This is a genomic window from uncultured Maribacter sp., from assembly GCF_947500985.1.
Taxonomy (GTDB): Bacteria; Bacteroidota; Bacteroidia; order Flavobacteriales; family Flavobacteriaceae; genus Maribacter.
On sequence record NZ_CANMTX010000001.1, the window covers coordinates 688,026 to 705,460 of the forward strand.

Annotated in this window: 12 protein-coding genes; 7 read left to right on the forward strand and 5 right to left on the reverse strand. The window is 35.1% G+C overall.

Annotated features, from left to right (window positions below; translation table 11 throughout):
* Positions 1–31: 31 nt before the first annotated feature.
* Together Q0871_RS03195 and Q0871_RS03200 are read left to right on the forward strand one after the other, a co-directional pair.
* Positions 32–1,741: a phospho-sugar mutase gene (locus Q0871_RS03195; RefSeq protein WP_299317777.1), complete on the forward strand. Its 1,710-nt coding sequence runs from the start codon at positions 32–34 to the stop codon at positions 1,739–1,741.
* Complete coding sequence (locus Q0871_RS03200; RefSeq protein WP_299317778.1) at positions 1,741–3,567, forward strand: ABC transporter ATP-binding protein; 1,827 nt, start codon at positions 1,741–1,743, stop codon at positions 3,565–3,567. Before Q0871_RS03195 ends, Q0871_RS03200 begins: the two co-directional genes overlap by 1 nt.
* 46 nt (positions 3,568–3,613) lie before the next feature.
* Here the strand turns inward: Q0871_RS03200 and Q0871_RS03205 are convergent, their stop codons facing one another.
* On the reverse strand, positions 3,614–4,288 hold the full coding sequence (locus Q0871_RS03205; protein ID WP_299317779.1) for a hypothetical protein: 675 nt from the start codon (positions 4,286–4,288) through the stop codon (positions 3,614–3,616).
* A gap of 140 nt (positions 4,289–4,428) precedes the next feature.
* Between Q0871_RS03205 and Q0871_RS03210 the strand changes: the two genes are divergently transcribed.
* The 3 genes from Q0871_RS03210 to Q0871_RS03220 are packed head-to-tail and all read left to right on the forward strand — an operon-like array spanning position 4,429 to position 5,941.
* Positions 4,429–4,971: an RNA polymerase sigma factor gene (locus Q0871_RS03210; protein WP_299317780.1), complete on the forward strand. Its 543-nt coding sequence runs from the start codon at positions 4,429–4,431 to the stop codon at positions 4,969–4,971.
* A gap of 33 nt (positions 4,972–5,004) precedes the next feature.
* Complete coding sequence (locus Q0871_RS03215) at positions 5,005–5,511, forward strand: hypothetical protein (RefSeq protein ID WP_299317781.1); 507 nt, start codon at positions 5,005–5,007, stop codon at positions 5,509–5,511.
* On the forward strand, positions 5,504–5,941 hold the full coding sequence (locus Q0871_RS03220; protein WP_299317782.1) for a hypothetical protein: 438 nt from the start codon (positions 5,504–5,506) through the stop codon (positions 5,939–5,941). Before Q0871_RS03215 ends, Q0871_RS03220 begins: the two co-directional genes overlap by 8 nt.
* Here Q0871_RS03220 and Q0871_RS03225 read toward each other — a convergent pair whose 3' ends face one another.
* Positions 5,942–6,964 (reverse strand): oxidoreductase, encoded by a 1,023-nt coding sequence (locus tag Q0871_RS03225; protein ID WP_299317784.1) that lies wholly within the window; start codon positions 6,962–6,964, stop codon positions 5,942–5,944. It abuts the gene before it with no gap.
* Between the two features lie 157 nt (positions 6,965–7,121).
* Here Q0871_RS03225 and Q0871_RS03230 point away from each other — a divergent pair, with 157 nt between their 5' ends.
* Positions 7,122–8,336, forward strand: a complete 1,215-nt coding sequence (locus Q0871_RS03230; RefSeq protein ID WP_299317786.1) for a methyltransferase domain-containing protein — start codon at positions 7,122–7,124, stop codon at positions 8,334–8,336.
* Positions 8,337–8,415: 79 nt separating this feature from the next.
* Here the strand turns inward: Q0871_RS03230 and Q0871_RS03235 are convergent, their stop codons facing one another.
* Together Q0871_RS03235 and Q0871_RS03240 are read right to left on the reverse strand one after the other, a co-directional pair.
* Positions 8,416–10,008 carry an amidohydrolase gene (locus tag Q0871_RS03235; RefSeq protein ID WP_299317788.1) on the reverse strand — a complete coding sequence of 531 codons (1,593 nt, stop codon included), beginning with the start codon at positions 10,006–10,008 and terminating at the stop codon, positions 8,416–8,418.
* A 170-nt stretch (positions 10,009–10,178) separates the two neighbouring features.
* Positions 10,179–10,625, reverse strand: a complete 447-nt coding sequence (locus Q0871_RS03240) for a helix-turn-helix domain-containing protein (RefSeq protein ID WP_299317789.1) — start codon at positions 10,623–10,625, stop codon at positions 10,179–10,181.
* Positions 10,626–10,901: 276 nt separating this feature from the next.
* On the opposite strand from Q0871_RS03240, the gene purL reads away from it, so the two are divergent.
* Positions 10,902–14,621, forward strand: a complete 3,720-nt coding sequence (purL, locus tag Q0871_RS03245) for a phosphoribosylformylglycinamidine synthase (protein ID WP_299317791.1) — start codon at positions 10,902–10,904, stop codon at positions 14,619–14,621.
* A 90-nt stretch (positions 14,622–14,711) separates the two neighbouring features.
* Here the strand turns inward: purL and Q0871_RS03250 are convergent, their stop codons facing one another.
* Positions 14,712–17,309 carry a T9SS type A sorting domain-containing protein gene (locus tag Q0871_RS03250; RefSeq protein WP_299317793.1) on the reverse strand — a complete coding sequence of 866 codons (2,598 nt, stop codon included), beginning with the start codon at positions 17,307–17,309 and terminating at the stop codon, positions 14,712–14,714.
* Between the last annotated feature and the right edge of the window lie 126 nt (positions 17,310–17,435).

A 17,435-nucleotide genomic window follows, 5' to 3' on the forward strand; every position in this document is an offset into this window, starting at 1 on the left:
CTAACTTAATTGCACATAAAACTATAAACCAATGGATAACATCCTAGATACAGCAAAAAGCTGGCTAACCGATTTTTTCGACCCAGCTGTAAAGAAAGAAATTGAACATCTTATCGCCAACGATAAAGAAGAGCTTAACGACCGTTTCTATAAAAATATGGAATTCGGTACTGGTGGTATGAGAGGCGTTATGGGCGTAGGCACCAATCGTATTAACAAATATACATTGGGCAAAAGCACACAGGGACTTAGTAATTACCTCAATAAAGTATACAAAGGCGAAGATATTAAAGTGGTTATTGCTTTTGACTGTCGTCATAATAGTGATACGCTAGCTAGAATTGTAGCTGAAGTATTCTCTGCAAACAATATTAAAGTATACCTTTTTTCAGATTTGCGTACTACTCCAGAACTTTCGTTTGCAGTAAGACATTTAAACTGCCATGCCGGTATTGTACTTACAGCATCTCATAACCCACCAGAATATAATGGGTATAAAGTATATTGGACAGATGGCGGACAAATTGTACCACCGCAAGACGGAGCTATAATTTCTGAAATTAACTCTCTTGACTTTGAAGATATAAAGTTTGATGCAAATGATAGCCTTATTCAAGTAATTGATAAGGAAGTTGATGAAGCTTTTATTTCACAGTCTGTAGCTGCAGGAAACTTTAATGCTGCCGGTAAAGATGATTTCAAAATTGTTTTCACATCACTACATGGAACTTCAATCACGGCTATACCAGAAGTATTGAAACGTGGCGGATATGAAAACGTAACTATTATAGAAGAACAAGCTAAGCCTGACGGAAACTTCCCAACGGTGAAGTCTCCGAATCCAGAGGAACCCGAAGCGCTTTCTATGGCTGTTAAAAAGGCTGAAGAAATTGGTGCCGATATGGTTGTAGGCACAGATCCTGATAGTGATCGTTTAGGTATTGCCGTTCGTAATCTTGATGGAGAAATGGAAATTGTTAACGGAAACCAAGCAATGGTTTTAATGACAAAATTTCTTCTTGAAAAAAGAAAAGAAAAAGGATTCAAAGGCAATGAGTTTATTGCAACCACTATAGTTTCTACTCCTATGATGGAAGCTATGGCGAAAGCATATGGCGTTGAATTCAAAACTGCACTTACAGGCTTTAAATGGATCGGTAAAATGATTAAAGATTTTCCACAATCAGATTTTATTGGTGGTGGTGAAGAAAGCTTCGGTTATATGGTTGGTGATTTTGTTCGTGATAAAGACGCGGTTACCTCTACCCTATTGGCTTGTGAAATTGCCAGCCAGGCGAAAGCTAATGGTAGTTCTTTTTACAAAGACTTAATTCAATGTTATGTTGATTATGGCTTCTACAAAGAGCATTTAGTTTCTATTACCAAAAAAGGTATTACCGGTGCTGAAGAAATCAAGCAAATGCTAAAAGATTTCAAGGAAAATCCGGTGGAGTCTGTTGCTGGCTCTAAAGTAAAGTGGATTGAAGATTACAACACTTCAATTGCTAAAAATGTATTGACTGGCGAAGAGAAAACTATTGATATTCCAAAATCCAACGTTTTAATTTACGAAACAGAAGACGGAACTAGAATAGCAGCTAGACCTAGTGGAACAGAGCCTAAAGTGAAATTCTACATAAGTACAAACACGAAATTAGAAAAAACTGAAGATTATAAAAAAGTGGCAGCAGAACTTGACAACAAAGTTAAGAGCATTCTTGCTGAGCTTAATTTAGCTTAATGAACTATTTCAAAAAGATTCTTCGCTTTGCGAAGCCTTACAAGCTATATGCGATTTTAAACATCATATCTAACATCTTTTATGCACTGTTTTCAACATTGGCGATGATTTCATTATTTCCAATGTTGACAGTTCTTTTTGGTAAAACAGAGGAGGTATTCTCCAAACCAAAATGGAATGGCTTTTCTGATTTAAAGGATTATGGTACAGATTATTTAAACTATTTCGTTACGGAAAGAAGTAAAGATAATGACCCTGGCGAAGTGCTTATGTTCATGGTTGGTTTAATTATCACCATGTTCCTTTTAAAGAATTTGTTTAATTATTTAGCCATGTATTTCATAACGTTTTTACGTAATGGTGTACTTAAAGATTTACGTAATGAGCTCTATGACAAAACTGTAGAACTACCTATTTCGTATTATTCTGAAAAAAGAAAAGGTGATACGATTGCGCGTATTACTTCAGATGTACTAGAAATCCAACATTCATTTTTATCTATTTTAGAATTAATTGTTAGAGAACCTTTGACGATTGTATTTACGATAATAGCTATGCTGGCTATTAGTCCGAAACTAACATTGTTCGTATTTCTATTTCTACCACTTTCAGGATTTCTAATCTCCTTAATCGGAAAATCATTAAAACGAAAGTCAGATAAGGTTCAACAAGAACAAGGCTACTTCTTATCCATTTTAGAAGAAACATTAGGCGGATTACGAGTTATAAAAGCATTTAATGCCGAGTCTGTTTTTGCCAAAAAATTTCAAGCTTCCACTAAAAGATTTTTCAATTTTTCTAACAGCTTACTTAACAGACAAAACTTAGCTTCACCTACAAGTGAATTTTTTGGTATTGCTGCTATCGGAGTCATTCTTTGGTATGGAGGGCAAATGGTACTTGTAGATAAAACGCTTGAAGGCAGTTTATTCATTACTTATATGACATTGTCATATCAAATACTAACGCCTGCAAAAGCAATTAGCAAAGCTTCTTATAGTGTTAAGAAAGGAAATGCAGCAGCAGAACGTGTATTAGAAATATTAGAGACAGAAAATCCGATTTCTGAAATTGAAAATCCTATAAATCAAGAAACTTTTACTACAGCTGTTAACATTAACAACATCTCATTCAAATATGAAGATGATTACGTGTTGAAGAATTTCAACTTAACCGTTGAAAAAGGCAAAACAGTTGCCCTAGTCGGGCAATCTGGTAGTGGAAAAAGTACCATTGCTAATCTTGTTACTCGTTTTTACGACGTTAATGAAGGAGATATTAGTATTGACGGAAATAACATTAAAAACCTCAGTAAAAAATCGCTTCGTGGTTTATTAGGCTTGGTTACTCAAGATTCTATTTTATTTAATGACACTGTTAAAAACAACATCGGATTAGGAAAAGAAAATGCTACCGACGAAGAAATTATTGCAGCCGCTAAAATTGCAAATGCACATGATTTTATAATGGATTTACCTAAAGGCTACGAAACTAACATTGGTGATAGCGGTAATAAGCTAAGTGGAGGACAAAAACAGCGATTGTCTATTTCTAGAGCGGTTTTAAAGAATCCGCCTATAATGATATTAGACGAAGCTACATCTGCTTTAGATACTGAAAGCGAACGTCTGGTTCAAGATGCGCTTGAAAAAATGATGAAAAACAGAACGTCTATTGTCATTGCTCACCGTCTTTCTACCATTCAAAATGCAGATACGATTGTAGTACTTCTAAAAGGTGAGATTGTAGAACAAGGAACTCATGCTGAACTTTTAGAACTCAATGGCACGTATAAGAAACTAGTGCAAATGCAATCGTTGGTATAAGTTTTATATCTAATTATTTTTAATTTTTTTACGAATAAGGCTTAAACTATCGAGCCACTTTAATATCAACAATCATAATTTGACCATCGTTACTCTTCATTTTAATAGCACCTTTATGTCCCGCTGCATTCTCAAATAAAACAACAACCGGATAATCTTGTGGTCCCATTGCCTCGTCTTCATTCTCAATTACTAAGTCAACAAGTGAACTTTCATCGCTTATAGCATCAAATTCTGCAACTGTCATTTGGTCTGCAGTATTTTCCATTTTTGTCGTTGTACCTCCTTCTATTTGCTCATCTATGAACAAATCATCAGGACTCATCCAAAATAAGAATCCAGGATTTGATGGACTCATATCATACCAAGCTAAATCAATAGATGGTGCTATTTCTGCATCGATTTCATTGTAAGTGTATAAATTTCCAGTGCTTGTAGAAAAGAAACGCTTAGTATCCAACCCATCAGTATCAACTATGAACTCCACATTTTCATATAAAACATAACTTGACAATTCTTCAGCTTCCTCTTCTTCTACTTCCTCTTCGGTTTCTTCTTCAGCTTCCTCCTCAGCCTCCTCTTCCTCTACTACTATCTCTTCTTCATCTGTTTGTTCAGTTAAGTCTTCGATAATTACATCTTCATTATCATCACTACATGAGATTACAGAAAATGCAGTTATAAAAAGGCAAATCAATAAAAAATTCTTCTTTAAAATCATAAAAATAAGTTTTGGTTTATTTTACAACGGATAGATTATATAATTATTAGGATACCTATTAAAAAGCATCAAATATCATTCGGAATGATTAAACCTTTCCCTAATTTCATTGTCTAAGAATAAACAAACCTCATTTATAGGTGATTGAAGAGGAAACATTAGTATTAGATTTAAAAACTAAAAGCAAGCAAGCACATGCTTTTGAGGTATTAGTTAATACCTATAAAGAACGCTTGTATTGGCAGATACGAAGTATTGTATTAAGCCATGACGATGCTGATGATGTTTTACAGAACACTTTTATTAAAGTCTATAAAAACATAGACGGATTTAAAGGAGATAGCAAACTCTTTTCTTGGATGTACCGTATTGCAACTAATGAGGCTTTGAATTATATAAAGCAACGAGCAAAATTACAGGGCGTATCTGATACAGACTATCAAAATAAATTAGTATCTAATCTAGAAGCTGATGTTTATTTTGAGGGAGATGAAATTCAACTTCAACTTCAGAAAGCGATTGCAACTTTACCCGAGAAGCAAAAATTGGTTTTCAATATGAAGTATTTTCAAGAGTTGAAATATGAAGAAATCTCTAAAATTCTAGATACTTCAGTAGGTGGCTTAAAAGCCTCTTATCACTTAGCAGTAAAAAAATTAGAACAGTATTTAAAAGAAGATTAAACCTTTTATACAATTGATTGTCAAACTAGTATCATGAACAAAAAGAACAAAATTCCGTTTAAAACTCCAGAAGGCTATTTCGATAGTTTTGAGGATAAACTAATGGATAAATTATCTAAAACCGAAAGTACTATCCCTAAGGATAGCGCATTTAAGGTACCTGATAATTATTTTGAGTCGTTCAATGAATCTCTTAAAGGAAAACTTGAAAATGAACCAAAGGTAATTTCGTTTTTTCCAATTAAAAAAATAATAGCTGTAGCTGCTTCAATTGCCGCTATTGCAATTATAGCTTTAAATTACAATTGGAACTCATCAAGTGAATTAAGTTTTAGTGATTTAGCCAATACTGATATTGAAGCTTATTTTGAAAATAACGATTTTGAGCTTTCACCTTATGAGATTGCTGAAGTTTTGCCAGTAACGAATACTGAATATTCAGATTTTTTAAGCTCTCCTATTGAGAGCGATAACCTTCTCGATTACTTAAATGAAAATGTTAGTGATTTTGATGAACTAAATATTGACTACAATGAATAAATTTATAATTACAATATTCTTACTTGTAACTACCCTTTCTTTTGGACAGAGAAACCAAGATTGGGAGAAAATAAATACCTTAAAAGTAGCTTTCATTACTGAAAAGCTTTCTTTAAATACAAAAGAAGCTCAAGAGTTTTGGCCCGTGTACAATGAGTACCAAGAGAAAAGAAATGCTTTACGTAAAAAAGGTCATCAAGAAATTAAAAGCAAAATAAAAGATGCTGACACGCTTTCTGAAAAAGAAGCTCAAAAACTTCTAGCGCTTCATATGCAAATAGAAGAGGAAGAAGAAGTATTGGACAACGATTTTCTTAAAAAAATCAGTAAAGTTATTTCCGCAAAGAAGACACTTTTACTATTACGATCAGAAGAAGAATTCAAGCGTCAATTAATGAAGCAATATCGTCAAAACAAGGGCGGTAAATAACTACTTAAAGGTTAATTTAGATATACGATTCTTACCAGCAGCATAGGCAATAGAATCGTTTTGAAAACGTATGGTAAAGAAAGGCTCTTTTGATAGTTCTTTCCAATTAATTCCCATATCTGATGAATATGATATTCCTGTAAAACCAATAGCTACAAGCCCAGTTCCGTTTGTACCCGGAACAAATTGCACACAACTTTTATAACCTGGGGCATTGCCGTCAGCTACCAAGCTCCAAGTTTGTCCACCATCTTTTGTGATTGCTTTGTTAGCCATAGCATTATCTGGATTAGTGTAATCTCCGCCAATGGCAAATCCTAAATTTTCATCATAGAAATCAATGGAATAAATACCCTCTGTTGCTTCGGCATTTTTGATGGGAGTTTGATAAGTTTCCCATGACCTCCCTTTATCCGAAGAAAACAGAATTCTTCCAGATGTGGTTGCCATCCAAATGTTATCACCTATTATCTTGATATTTGTATTACTTGCAGCAAAAGCTCCTTCACCTTCTATACCTTCTGGTAATTGTGAACATGGTAGCTTAGACCACGTGTTTCCACCATCCGAAGTTATTATAACACTTAAACATCCGTCAACAGAATCTCCTATTGCAATTCCGTCTTTATCATTCAAAAAGGTCATAGCATCATAAAACACGCCTTCTCCCTCTTCTTTATACACCAATTCCATTCTACCGTTATCTCCTGTTTTATATAACAGCGCGGGCGATTCTATAGAAAGCATAAAAAAATCGGTAGATGTATGTGCCACTGCTCTAAATGCTGGTACACTCGTATGGTATTTTTCAACATTCGCACGCACTTTGGCAGTAGCCAAATCTACAGTACCAAAAGTACCTTTATTAGCAGCAAAGGCCAAACTATTACCCATAAGTTCTATAGCTCTAATACTTAAAGAATCTGAATATATTGTTTCGATAGTTACCGAATTAAATGTAGTTGGTTGCACACTTTCTGAACATGAAACCATTAAAACAATCAAAAGAAAAGTATAACGCATAGGATTATGGTATAAAGTTGATCAAAAATAAATGGAATCGCTTCTAAAACAATACCTTTGCAGCCATAATTTTTTGGAGGACTAAAGCCTATCTAATCGATAATCAATACAATGACGGCTTCAAATCTTCTGACCATGTAAAATAATATCACTTCTAATGAAATTACACAGAAATTTGGTGTTTGCCGTAATCGACGCCTTAAACCTAATATTTAACGAAAACGAATATGCCGATAAGGTGGTTCAAAAAGTACTACGATACGACAAACGTTGGGGCGCTCGCGACCGCGGCTTTATTGCCGAAACTACCTATGAAATGGTACGTTATAAGCGTTTATATACTGAAATAGCTGAAGTTAAAGCTCCTTTTAGCAGACCAGATCTATTTCGTATGTGGGCCGTTTGGGCCGTACTAAAAGGTATTAGTTTACCAGATTGGAAACAGATAGAACCTACACCAGAAAGAAGAATTAAAGGTAAATTCGACGAGCTCTCTCAAATAAGAAAATATAGAGAAGCTGTGCCAGATTGGATCGATGAGTTATGCGAAAAAGCTTTGGGTGAAAAATTATGGACCGAAGAGTTAGCCAAACTTAATGTACCTGCAGATGTTATTTTACGTACAAATACATTAAAAACGAACAAAGAAGAATTACGTAAAGCACTTTTAGACGAGAATATCGTTGCCGAACCTGTAAAAGGTCATCCTTCTGCATTGAAATTGGTTGAGAGAGCAAATGTTTTTGTTACCCAAGCTTTTAAAAACGGAATGTTCGAAGTTCAAGATGCCTCTTCTCAGTTAGTTGCCGAGTTTTTAGATGTTGAACCAGGGCAACGCGTGGTTGATACATGTGCCGGTGCTGGTGGTAAATCTTTACACTTAGCAGCGTTAATGGAAAATAAAGGTCAATTGATTTCTATGGATATTTACGTAAGTAAATTGAAAGAACTTAAAAGACGTGCCAGACGTAACGGTGCTCATAATATTGAAGTACGTGAAATAGATTCTTCTAAAGTTTATAAAAAACTTTACGGAAGTGCAGACAGAGTATTAATTGATGCACCTTGTACCGGATTGGGGGTTCTTAGAAGAAACCCAGATTCTAAATGGAAAATGCAACCAGAATTTCTTGATAAAATTGTAAAAACGCAACACGAAATTATTAGAAGCTACAGTAAAATTGTTAAACCAGGCGGTAAAATGGTTTATGCTACATGTTCTATCCTACCTAGAGAAAATAGTCATCAGGTTCAGTCTTTCTTAAAATCAGAAGAAGGTAAAGACTTTAGCTTGGTCAAAGACAAAAAAATATACGCTTCTAAAAGTGGTTTTGACGGATTCTATATGGCATTGCTAGAGAAGAAAATCTAAATACTCTTTTTACAATTTAAAAAGCCTTTCAGTTCAAAATGAACTGAAAGGCTTTTTTTAATGGATAGTATTCAATAACCTAATCTTTCAAAGTAGGATACTCGATACCCAGTTGTTCTAAATATGTATCGTATTTGGTTTCATCGTAATAGAACTTTTCTAATTCTGGTCTAAACTTGTCTTGCTTGTCTTTATTTAAATAAATTGGTGGCATATCACTTTCGGAAAGCATTGGTTGATACTTTGTTTCTTTTTGTTGTTCATTATTGAAATAATCCCAAGCACCTTTTAACAACTCCGGCTTCAACAAAAAGTCCATAATTGTCATTGCCTCTACCTTTGCTCCAGCAATAACCCCTTTGTGAGCTATTGGTGTTGCCATAGCTATTGAATTACTCCAATGATGACCTTGTAGCCCAGGTATGTTAGAAGGGTAACGCAAAGTAACTGTAGGTACTTTCCATGAAACATCGCCAACGTCATCAGAACCTCCACTAATTGGTTCAACAACAGGAAGTCCTAATTCGGCTAATTCAACCGATAGACCTTCTATTTTCTTTGAATTGACTTCTGTTTGCACTGCTTTTGCTAGGTTTTGATCAGCTTCTGACCATTCTGGCAATCCCACTTCTTTAATGTTGGAAAACATGGTCTCTGCAATTATCTTATTATAATGTCGCGGCCATGCCGTACCTAAAATTTTAGATTTCATTGTGGTTCCTGTCATTAATGCCGCTCCTTTTGCCATATCATTAGCTATATCATACATTTCCATAATTCCTTCGTATTCAATATCTCTAAAATAGAACCAAATAGCTGCTTTTGAAGGCACAACATTAGGTTGATCCCCAGAATCGGTAAAGATAGAATGTGAACGTTTTAAAGGATGCAAATGCTCTCTTTTATAATTCCAAGCAACATTCATTAGTTCTGCAGCATCCAAGGCACTTTTTCCTCTCCATGGCGATCCTGCAGAATGTGCAGCTTCACCTTCAAAAGCATATTCCACAGATATTAACCCTGTACCTGTTGTTGGTCCATAAGACACACTTAAATTATTACTTACATGAGTAAAAATACACATATCGATATCGTCAAAAAGACCATCTCTTACATACCAAGCCTTTGCCGCAAGTAATTCTTCGGCAATACCAGGCCATACTAATAATGTGCCTCCAATATTCTCACGTTCCATTATTTCTTTAACAGCCAAAGCTGAAATAATATTCATAGGTATACCAGAATTATGACCTTCGCCATGTCCCGGACCTCCCTCTACTATAGGTTTGTGATAGGCTACACCTGGATATTGAGATGCCTTTGGAATACAATCTACATCACTACCTAAAGCAATTGTAGGCCCTTCGCCATTGCTCCAAGTAGCAAACCAAGCCGTAGGAATCCCTGAAATAGAATTCTCTATTTCAAACCCATTTTCTGCCAGAATACCTGTCAAATATTTAGATGATTCTATTTCTTGGAATCCTAATTCTGAAAAACTAAAAACTTTATCTACCATAACCTGGGATAGTTTTTTATTTTCTTCAACCAAAGTAGATACTTCAGTTTTTAATTTTTCAATTTGCTTGTTTGATTTTTTCTTTTGTGCAAATACGCCGCTTAAAATAAATAGACAGCATGCAACTGTAAGTAGTGCATTTCTTTGTTTCATGTTGGTTTTTTGAATTAGTTGCTAGAAGTTACATAAATTGATTGTGACGCGTGCGCAAACTATCAATTTTTATCTAATTCAAAACCTGAGTTAACTATATTGAAGTAATAGTATTTTTTAAGGTATTAAAATCCACATTTGAAAACTTATGAGATTATTCTAAAGAGAAATTAAAAAAGTGGCAACTGCTGATTTTGTGGAACTTCTGGAGTTTCTTTAACTTCGAGTAATTCTTGAATTTTAGGTACTTTTTTCACTTCTAGAACCTCTTTAATCTTTTTAACTTCAGGAATTGCTACAGTCTCAGCTATTTGTTTCTGCCCCCAGCCGGTCATCGCCTTCACAACCGGCAACAATGATTTACCTAATGGTGTTAACGTATATTCTACTCGTGGTGGAATTTCACCATATAAGGTACGATCCAAGATACCCGTTCTCTCCAAAGACTTTAATTGCTTGCTTAACATCTGGCGGTTTATCCCCTGAATTTCTGAAAAAAGCTTATTAAATCGATTGGTACCCTTATTGATATGATACAAAATTATTGGTTTCCATTTACCACCAATCATATCCATACAATATTCAAGTGCTTCGGTATCATTATTTTGCTTCGCCATGCTATTTTATTTAATCTTCGAACCCTCCTAAGTGGTTATACTATACAATCACTTTAAAGTCCAACAAACATACTATAATTATATTTATAGTAAAAATCTAGTTTTCATACCATAAAGTAAAACTTTACGTAAAACAAATATTAAGATTATAAAGGTAAAACAAAATCTCACTTATTTCATTAACAATCACTGTTTAAAAGTGTTTCAGATTACCGTAAATAGTTTCCCGTAAAGTCTTAATTTTGTATTTCAAAAATCAATACCAGACACACTACAATGATTCACTTTTTTGGGGAACCTAGCAAAAAGGTTTTTGCGGTACAGACCGCTAATGAACTTTCATCTGAAGATATAAGTAAACTTATATGGTTGTTCGGCAACCAACCTAAAATAAATGCGGCGTCTCTTGACGCCTTTTTTGTTGGTCCAAGAGCCGCTATGATTACTCCTTGGAGTACGAATGCTACAGAGATCACTCAGAATATGGGTGTTACTGGAATTATTCGAATTGAGGAATTCAATGCTATAGAAGAAAAATTTACAGGATTCGATCCTATGATTTCTCAAAAATATAGCAATCTAAATCAAGAAGTTTTTGATGTTCATGTAGCACCAAAACCTATATTGAATATTGAAGATATTGCTGCTTTCAATAAACAAGAAGGCTTGGCCCTTAATGATGAAGAAGTAGATTACTTAGAGAACCTCAGCAGAAAAATTGATAGAAAACTAACCGATTCTGAAGTATTTGGTTTTAGTCAAGTAAATTCTGAGCATTGTAGACATAAAATATTCAATGGCACTTTCGTTATTGACGGTGAAGAAATGCCTTCTTCACTATTTAAATTGATTAAGAAAACTTCTCAAGAGTTTCCTAACGAAATAGTATCTGCCTATAAAGACAATGTTGCTTTTGTAAAAGGACCTAGAGTAATGCAATTTGCTCCTAAAACAGCAGACAAGCCAGACTTTTATCAAGAGAAGGAGTTTGACTCCGTAATTTCCATAAAAGCAGAAACACATAACTTCCCTACAACTGTAGAGCCTTTTAATGGTGCTGCAACTGGTGCAGGTGGAGAAATAAGAGATCGTTTGGCTGGTGGCAAGGGTTCATTACCTCTTGCTGGTACTGCAGTTTACATGACAGCTTACTCTCGTCTAGAAAAAGAGAGACCTTGGGAAAAAGGAATGCAAGAGAGAGATTGGTTATACCAAACTCCTATGGACATTCTTATAAAAGCTTCTAATGGTGCTTCTGATTTTGGAAACAAATTCGGACAACCATTAATTACTGGTTCTGTTCTTACATTTGAATATGATGAAGCTTCTACTCCGTTTGAATCTTCTGAAGACAAGACTTCGGCTTCGCTCAGTCACCGCAGGCTCGGTTATGACAAAGTGATTATGCAAGCTGGCGGTATTGGCTACGGTAAAGTTGAACAAGCTATAAAAGACAAACCTGAAACAGGTAATAAAATAGTAATATTAGGTGGTGACAATTACCGAATTGGTATGGGTGGTGCTGCAGTTTCTAGTGCAGATACGGGGGAATTTAGCTCTGCTATCGAGCTAAACGCTGTACAGCGTTCTAATCCTGAAATGCAAAAAAGAGCTGCCAATGCTATTCGTGGTATGGTTGAGAGTGATGTAAACACTATTGTTTCTATTCATGATCATGGTGCTGGCGGACATTTAAATTGTTTATCTGAACTAGTGGAAGAAACCGGTGGGAAAATAGATTTAGATAAATTACCGGTTGGTGACCCTACCCTATCTGCTAAAGAAATTATAGGTAATGAATCTCAAGAACGTATGGGTCTTGTTATCGGTAAGAAAGATATTGACTTGCTACAACGTATTGCTGACCGTGAGCGTTCGCCTATGTACGAGGTTGGTGATGTTACTGGTGACGACCGTTTCACTTTTGAGTCTAAAACCAACGGTGCTAAGCCTATGGATTTGGCTTTGTCTGATATGTTTGGTAGTTCTCCTAAAACTGTAATGACAGATAAGACGGTTATTCGTGATTATAAGAATGCAGAATACTCTTTAGAATTCTTTCATGATTATTTAGACGCAGTGCTTCAACTTGAAGCTGTTGCGAGTAAAGATTGGCTTACGAACAAAGTTGACCGTTGTGTTGGTGGTCGTGTTGCAAAACAACAATGTGTTGGTCCGTTACAGATTCCTCTTAACAACTGCGGAGTAATGGCTTTGGATTTTAAAGGAAAAGAAGGAATTGCTACTAGTATTGGGCACTCTCCTATTTCAGCTCTGATCGATCCTGCAGCAGGTAGTAAAAATAGTATAGCAGAATCATTGACCAACTTAGTTTGGGCGCCGTTAAAAGATGGATTAGCTTCTGTTTCTTTATCTGCCAACTGGATGTGGCCTTGTAAAAACGAAGGTGAAGATGCACGTCTTTACAAAGCTGTACAGGCCGTTTCTGAATTTGCTATCGATTTAGGAATCAACGTACCTACAGGAAAGGATTCTCTTTCCATGAAACAAAAATATAAAGATGGTGATGTTATTTCTCCTGGTACCGTAGTAATTTCAGCTGCTGGTAACTGTAGTGACATTACCAAGGTTGTGGAGCCAGTTTTACAGAAAGGCGCTGGTTCTATTTACTATATTAATTTATCAAAAGACAACTTTAAATTAGGTGGCTCGTCGTTTGCTCAGACTAGAAATAGTATTGGCAACGAAACTCCAACAATTACTGACTCTGCATACTTTAAAACTGTTTTTAATACAATTCAAGATTTAATTAAAGAAGATAAAATTGTTGCCGGGCATGATGTTGCTTCTGGAGGATTAATTACTACGCTTTTAGAATTATGTTTTGCAGATACTAATCTAGGTGCAAATCTTGATCTAACTGATTTAGGTGAAACTGATACTATTAAAGTATTGTTTTCTGAAAATGCAGGTATCGTTTTTCAATCTAAAGATGATAGTATTGAAGCTATATTGAAGTCTAAAAATATCGATGCCAAGAAAATTGGAAACGTTTCAAATAAAGCCACTCTTGCCGTTAAGAATAATGGTATGGAAATGGGACTTAGCATTGAGACTCTGCGAGATACTTGGTTTAAAACATCTTACTTACTAGACAATCAGCAAACTGCAAATGGTTTGGCAAAAGATAGATTTGATAATTATAAGATTCAGCCTTTAGCTTATAATTTCACTTCTTCGACACCTTTACATCTTCCAAGTCGATCGCTTAGCGGAGGCGAAGTGAGACCCAAAGCGGCGATTTTACGAGAAAAAGGAAGTAATTCTGAACGTGAAATGGCAAATGCTATGTATTTAGCCGGATTTGATGTGAAAGATGTTCATATGACCGATTTAATCTCTGGTCGTGAAAATTTAGAAGACATTCAATTTCTAGGTGCCGTAGGCGGCTTTTCTAATTCAGATGTGTTAGGTAGTGCAAAAGGTTGGGCAGGTGCCATTAAATACAATGAAAAGGCAAATACAGTTATTAAAAACTTCTTTGGAAGACCAGATACATTATCTGTAGGTATTTGTAATGGTTGTCAGTTGTTTATGGAGTTGGATTTAATTAATCCGGAACATGAATCTCATGGCAAAATGACGTACAACGATTCTCATAAGCACGAGAGTAATTTTACATCAGTAGAAATTCAGAAAAATAACTCTGTAATGCTTTCTTCCTTAGAAGGTAGTAAACTTGGCGTTTGGATTTCTCATGGTGAGGGTAAATTCCAATTACCGCAGTCTGAAGAAAATTATGATATTGTTGCTAAATATAGTTACGAAGGTTATCCGGCAAACCCTAACGGTAGTGATTTCAACACCGCTATGCTTTGCGATAAAACTGGTCGTCACCTGGTGACAATGCCACATATTGAACGTTCTATTTTCCCATGGAACTGGGCACATTATCCAACGGATAGAACTGATGAAGTTTCCCCTTGGTTAGAAGCTTTTAAAAATGCTAAAGAATGGGTCGTTAATCAGAAATAATCGATTTATTCTAAATATTTACAAAGATGAAAGCTGTGTACTCCCAAATACGATACACAGCTTTCTTTGCAACCAAAACATCTTACCGGATTATCGGACCAATAATCTTCCGCTCCATCTTTTTTCATTGGAGTTCTGTAGTTTATACAGATATAAACCAGGAGCTAAATCCTTTCTTTCAACAATAATTTCATTTTGTCCTGCTACGCTTTCACCTTCCATATGGTGGTTACCTAATAACCTACCGCTTAAAGAGTAAATATCTAATTGATAGGTATTTGCGTTTTCTTCATAAAAATATAAACTAGTATTTTCAATCATTGGGTTTGGATATACGACTGACTTGTTCAAATCAGAATCTACAAATTCTTGACCCAACTCACGATTATGAAAATCTATATTCTGTAACTCCATAGACTTCTCTTCTGCATACCCATTTTCGGCAACTAGATTAAATGAAAGCACTTTTATATCAGAGAAATCAGTACCTGCATCTGAGTCATTTTTAAAATCGGTTGCAGATAAGGTGTATTCATCCATTTCACTTTCTAAACTAATAGTAGTTTTAAATATTGAACCATCACCATTTATCAACTGTACATTTAAATTACCTGTTCCCTTAGCCTCAAAACTTACCTTGCCATAATCACTTAAATCGACAGCGGTAAACCTCGGACTCAAAGCACGGTACACCCCTAAATAATTACTAGTAGAACCTTGTAATTTTATATTTCTTTCAATAGGATATCCCTCACCAACATATGGTCCATCTGCAGGTAAAACTTCATAATTACCTACAGTTGTCTCTTCTGCAGAGTCATCTAAACCCCATGGTGCGTCGGCTACAAAAAGATCATCTGGTGTTGTACCCAAACCGGCACTTATTCTAAAACCTAAATCGAACAAAGTTCCTGTTTTTAAAGCTACAGAATCTAAATATCCATCTATATCTGCGGTTACTCCCAATACCTCAGTATCACTAGTTTCAGTAAGTTTCAAACCTCCTTCTAGATTAATACTTTCTGAATTGTTATTGTTCACTAAGTTCAATAAAACTTCACCATTTTTATAGCTAGCAGACTTTACGAATACTGGTGGAGGCGTCGACCCATTATACTGGGTGATATCTGCATTAACCTCTAAAAGATTTAAAATTTCATCGGCTAGTAATAATAAGTCATCTACTGAATTAGACCATATCTGAAAATTATAATAAGCTGTATCCCCTGCATAGGCATCAATATTCCAATGCGATTCTATGGTGAAATTTTCATCTGCATTTACCCTAGCTGAGAAAGTAAGAGCAAATTCAAGACTACCGTCCGGTTGTTTAATAATGGACTTGATAAAATCTTTTTCTCGTAACTGAATATTTGAAACAGAAAGTAATTGTGCCCCTAGAAAACGGTCGCAAATAAATTTGCTATGCTCATAAACCTTGTTATCTGTTTTAATGACCATTAAGGATCCCAAGTTTTCAGAACCGTTTAAATAATCTACAGAATAGATATCTGATGCATTCGTTAAATCTAGCAAATCGCTAGGTGATGACTCTATTGTACTTGTCTCACCTACTACACCTAATGGTACCAAACTATTTAAAGGTATCTCATCGATCTCTGTTTTAGAAGTCAGTCCGTAGAAAGCATTTTTAACAAGTTTCTTCGCATTTAATTTATCAAAAACATAGTTCGTTTTTGCTCTATTAAAGTTTCTTTTGCTAATTAAATTCGCTAACCTATCATTACTTTCTAGTCCGCCTTTATTGGCACTTGAAGTTGTAACTATTACAGGACAAGCAGAAACACCTGAACACGAAGGATCATCACAATCTACTAATCCGTCACCATCATCATCTACACCATTCATACAATCTTCTTGTGGTACAGGTGCAGTGGGGCAACGTGCACCATCATTACTAGATGCAGCAGGACCGAATGCAAAAATATTTGAATTCATGTTTCCGTCCGTAATATTTTGCACTTTCTCAATTTTATAAACCGAACCTGTTTGGTTGGCAGAAATATAGAAGTTACCATCAACATCAAAATAGACTGCGCCAAAAGTATAGCTTAACCCTTCTATAATAGGCACTTCACCTAAGTTGTAAACTTTACCAGTATCAGGATCAATTTTATACAAAATTCTACTTCTACCTTCTACAGTATACAAATTACCGTCAGCAGCATTAAATGCCCAATCTGCTATTGACAAACTCTGACTTAATTCAAAAGCACCTAAATACTCAAGATAAGTTGGTGAATCAGGATTAATATCAACCTTAAAATAAGAGGAACCTCCTGCTTTAAAATAATAAATACCATTTGGCGATATATCACCAACATACTTATTTCCTGTTGGTAATTCTGGTATGGTATACTGGTCTACCGTATAATTTTTTCCAATTCTTACTATTGTGCTAGATGGTGTTGATAAATATCCCCATAAATAACCGTCTGTTGGGTTGTAACCTACACCGTTTACATTGCCCGGAGTAATATTTTCGGCTACTAAGTAAGAACTACCCGAAGCTAGATCTAATGCATATATATCATTATACTGAAACAAGTAAGCGTTAAAATCGCAGTTGAAAGGTTCTGCTTGTGCGTTCATATTCCAACCAAAAAAAGCTATAAAAACTACAGCAATTGAGTTCAAGAATATGTTTTTAAAGTATTTTTTTTCCATGTTTTCTACAATTTGGGATTAATATCTATTATTCAAACCTAATTAATTTAAATAAAGAATTTTCCTACAAATTAATGAGATGTATACATAACACGTTCAAATACAATTTATTGTAGTTTAATGGTA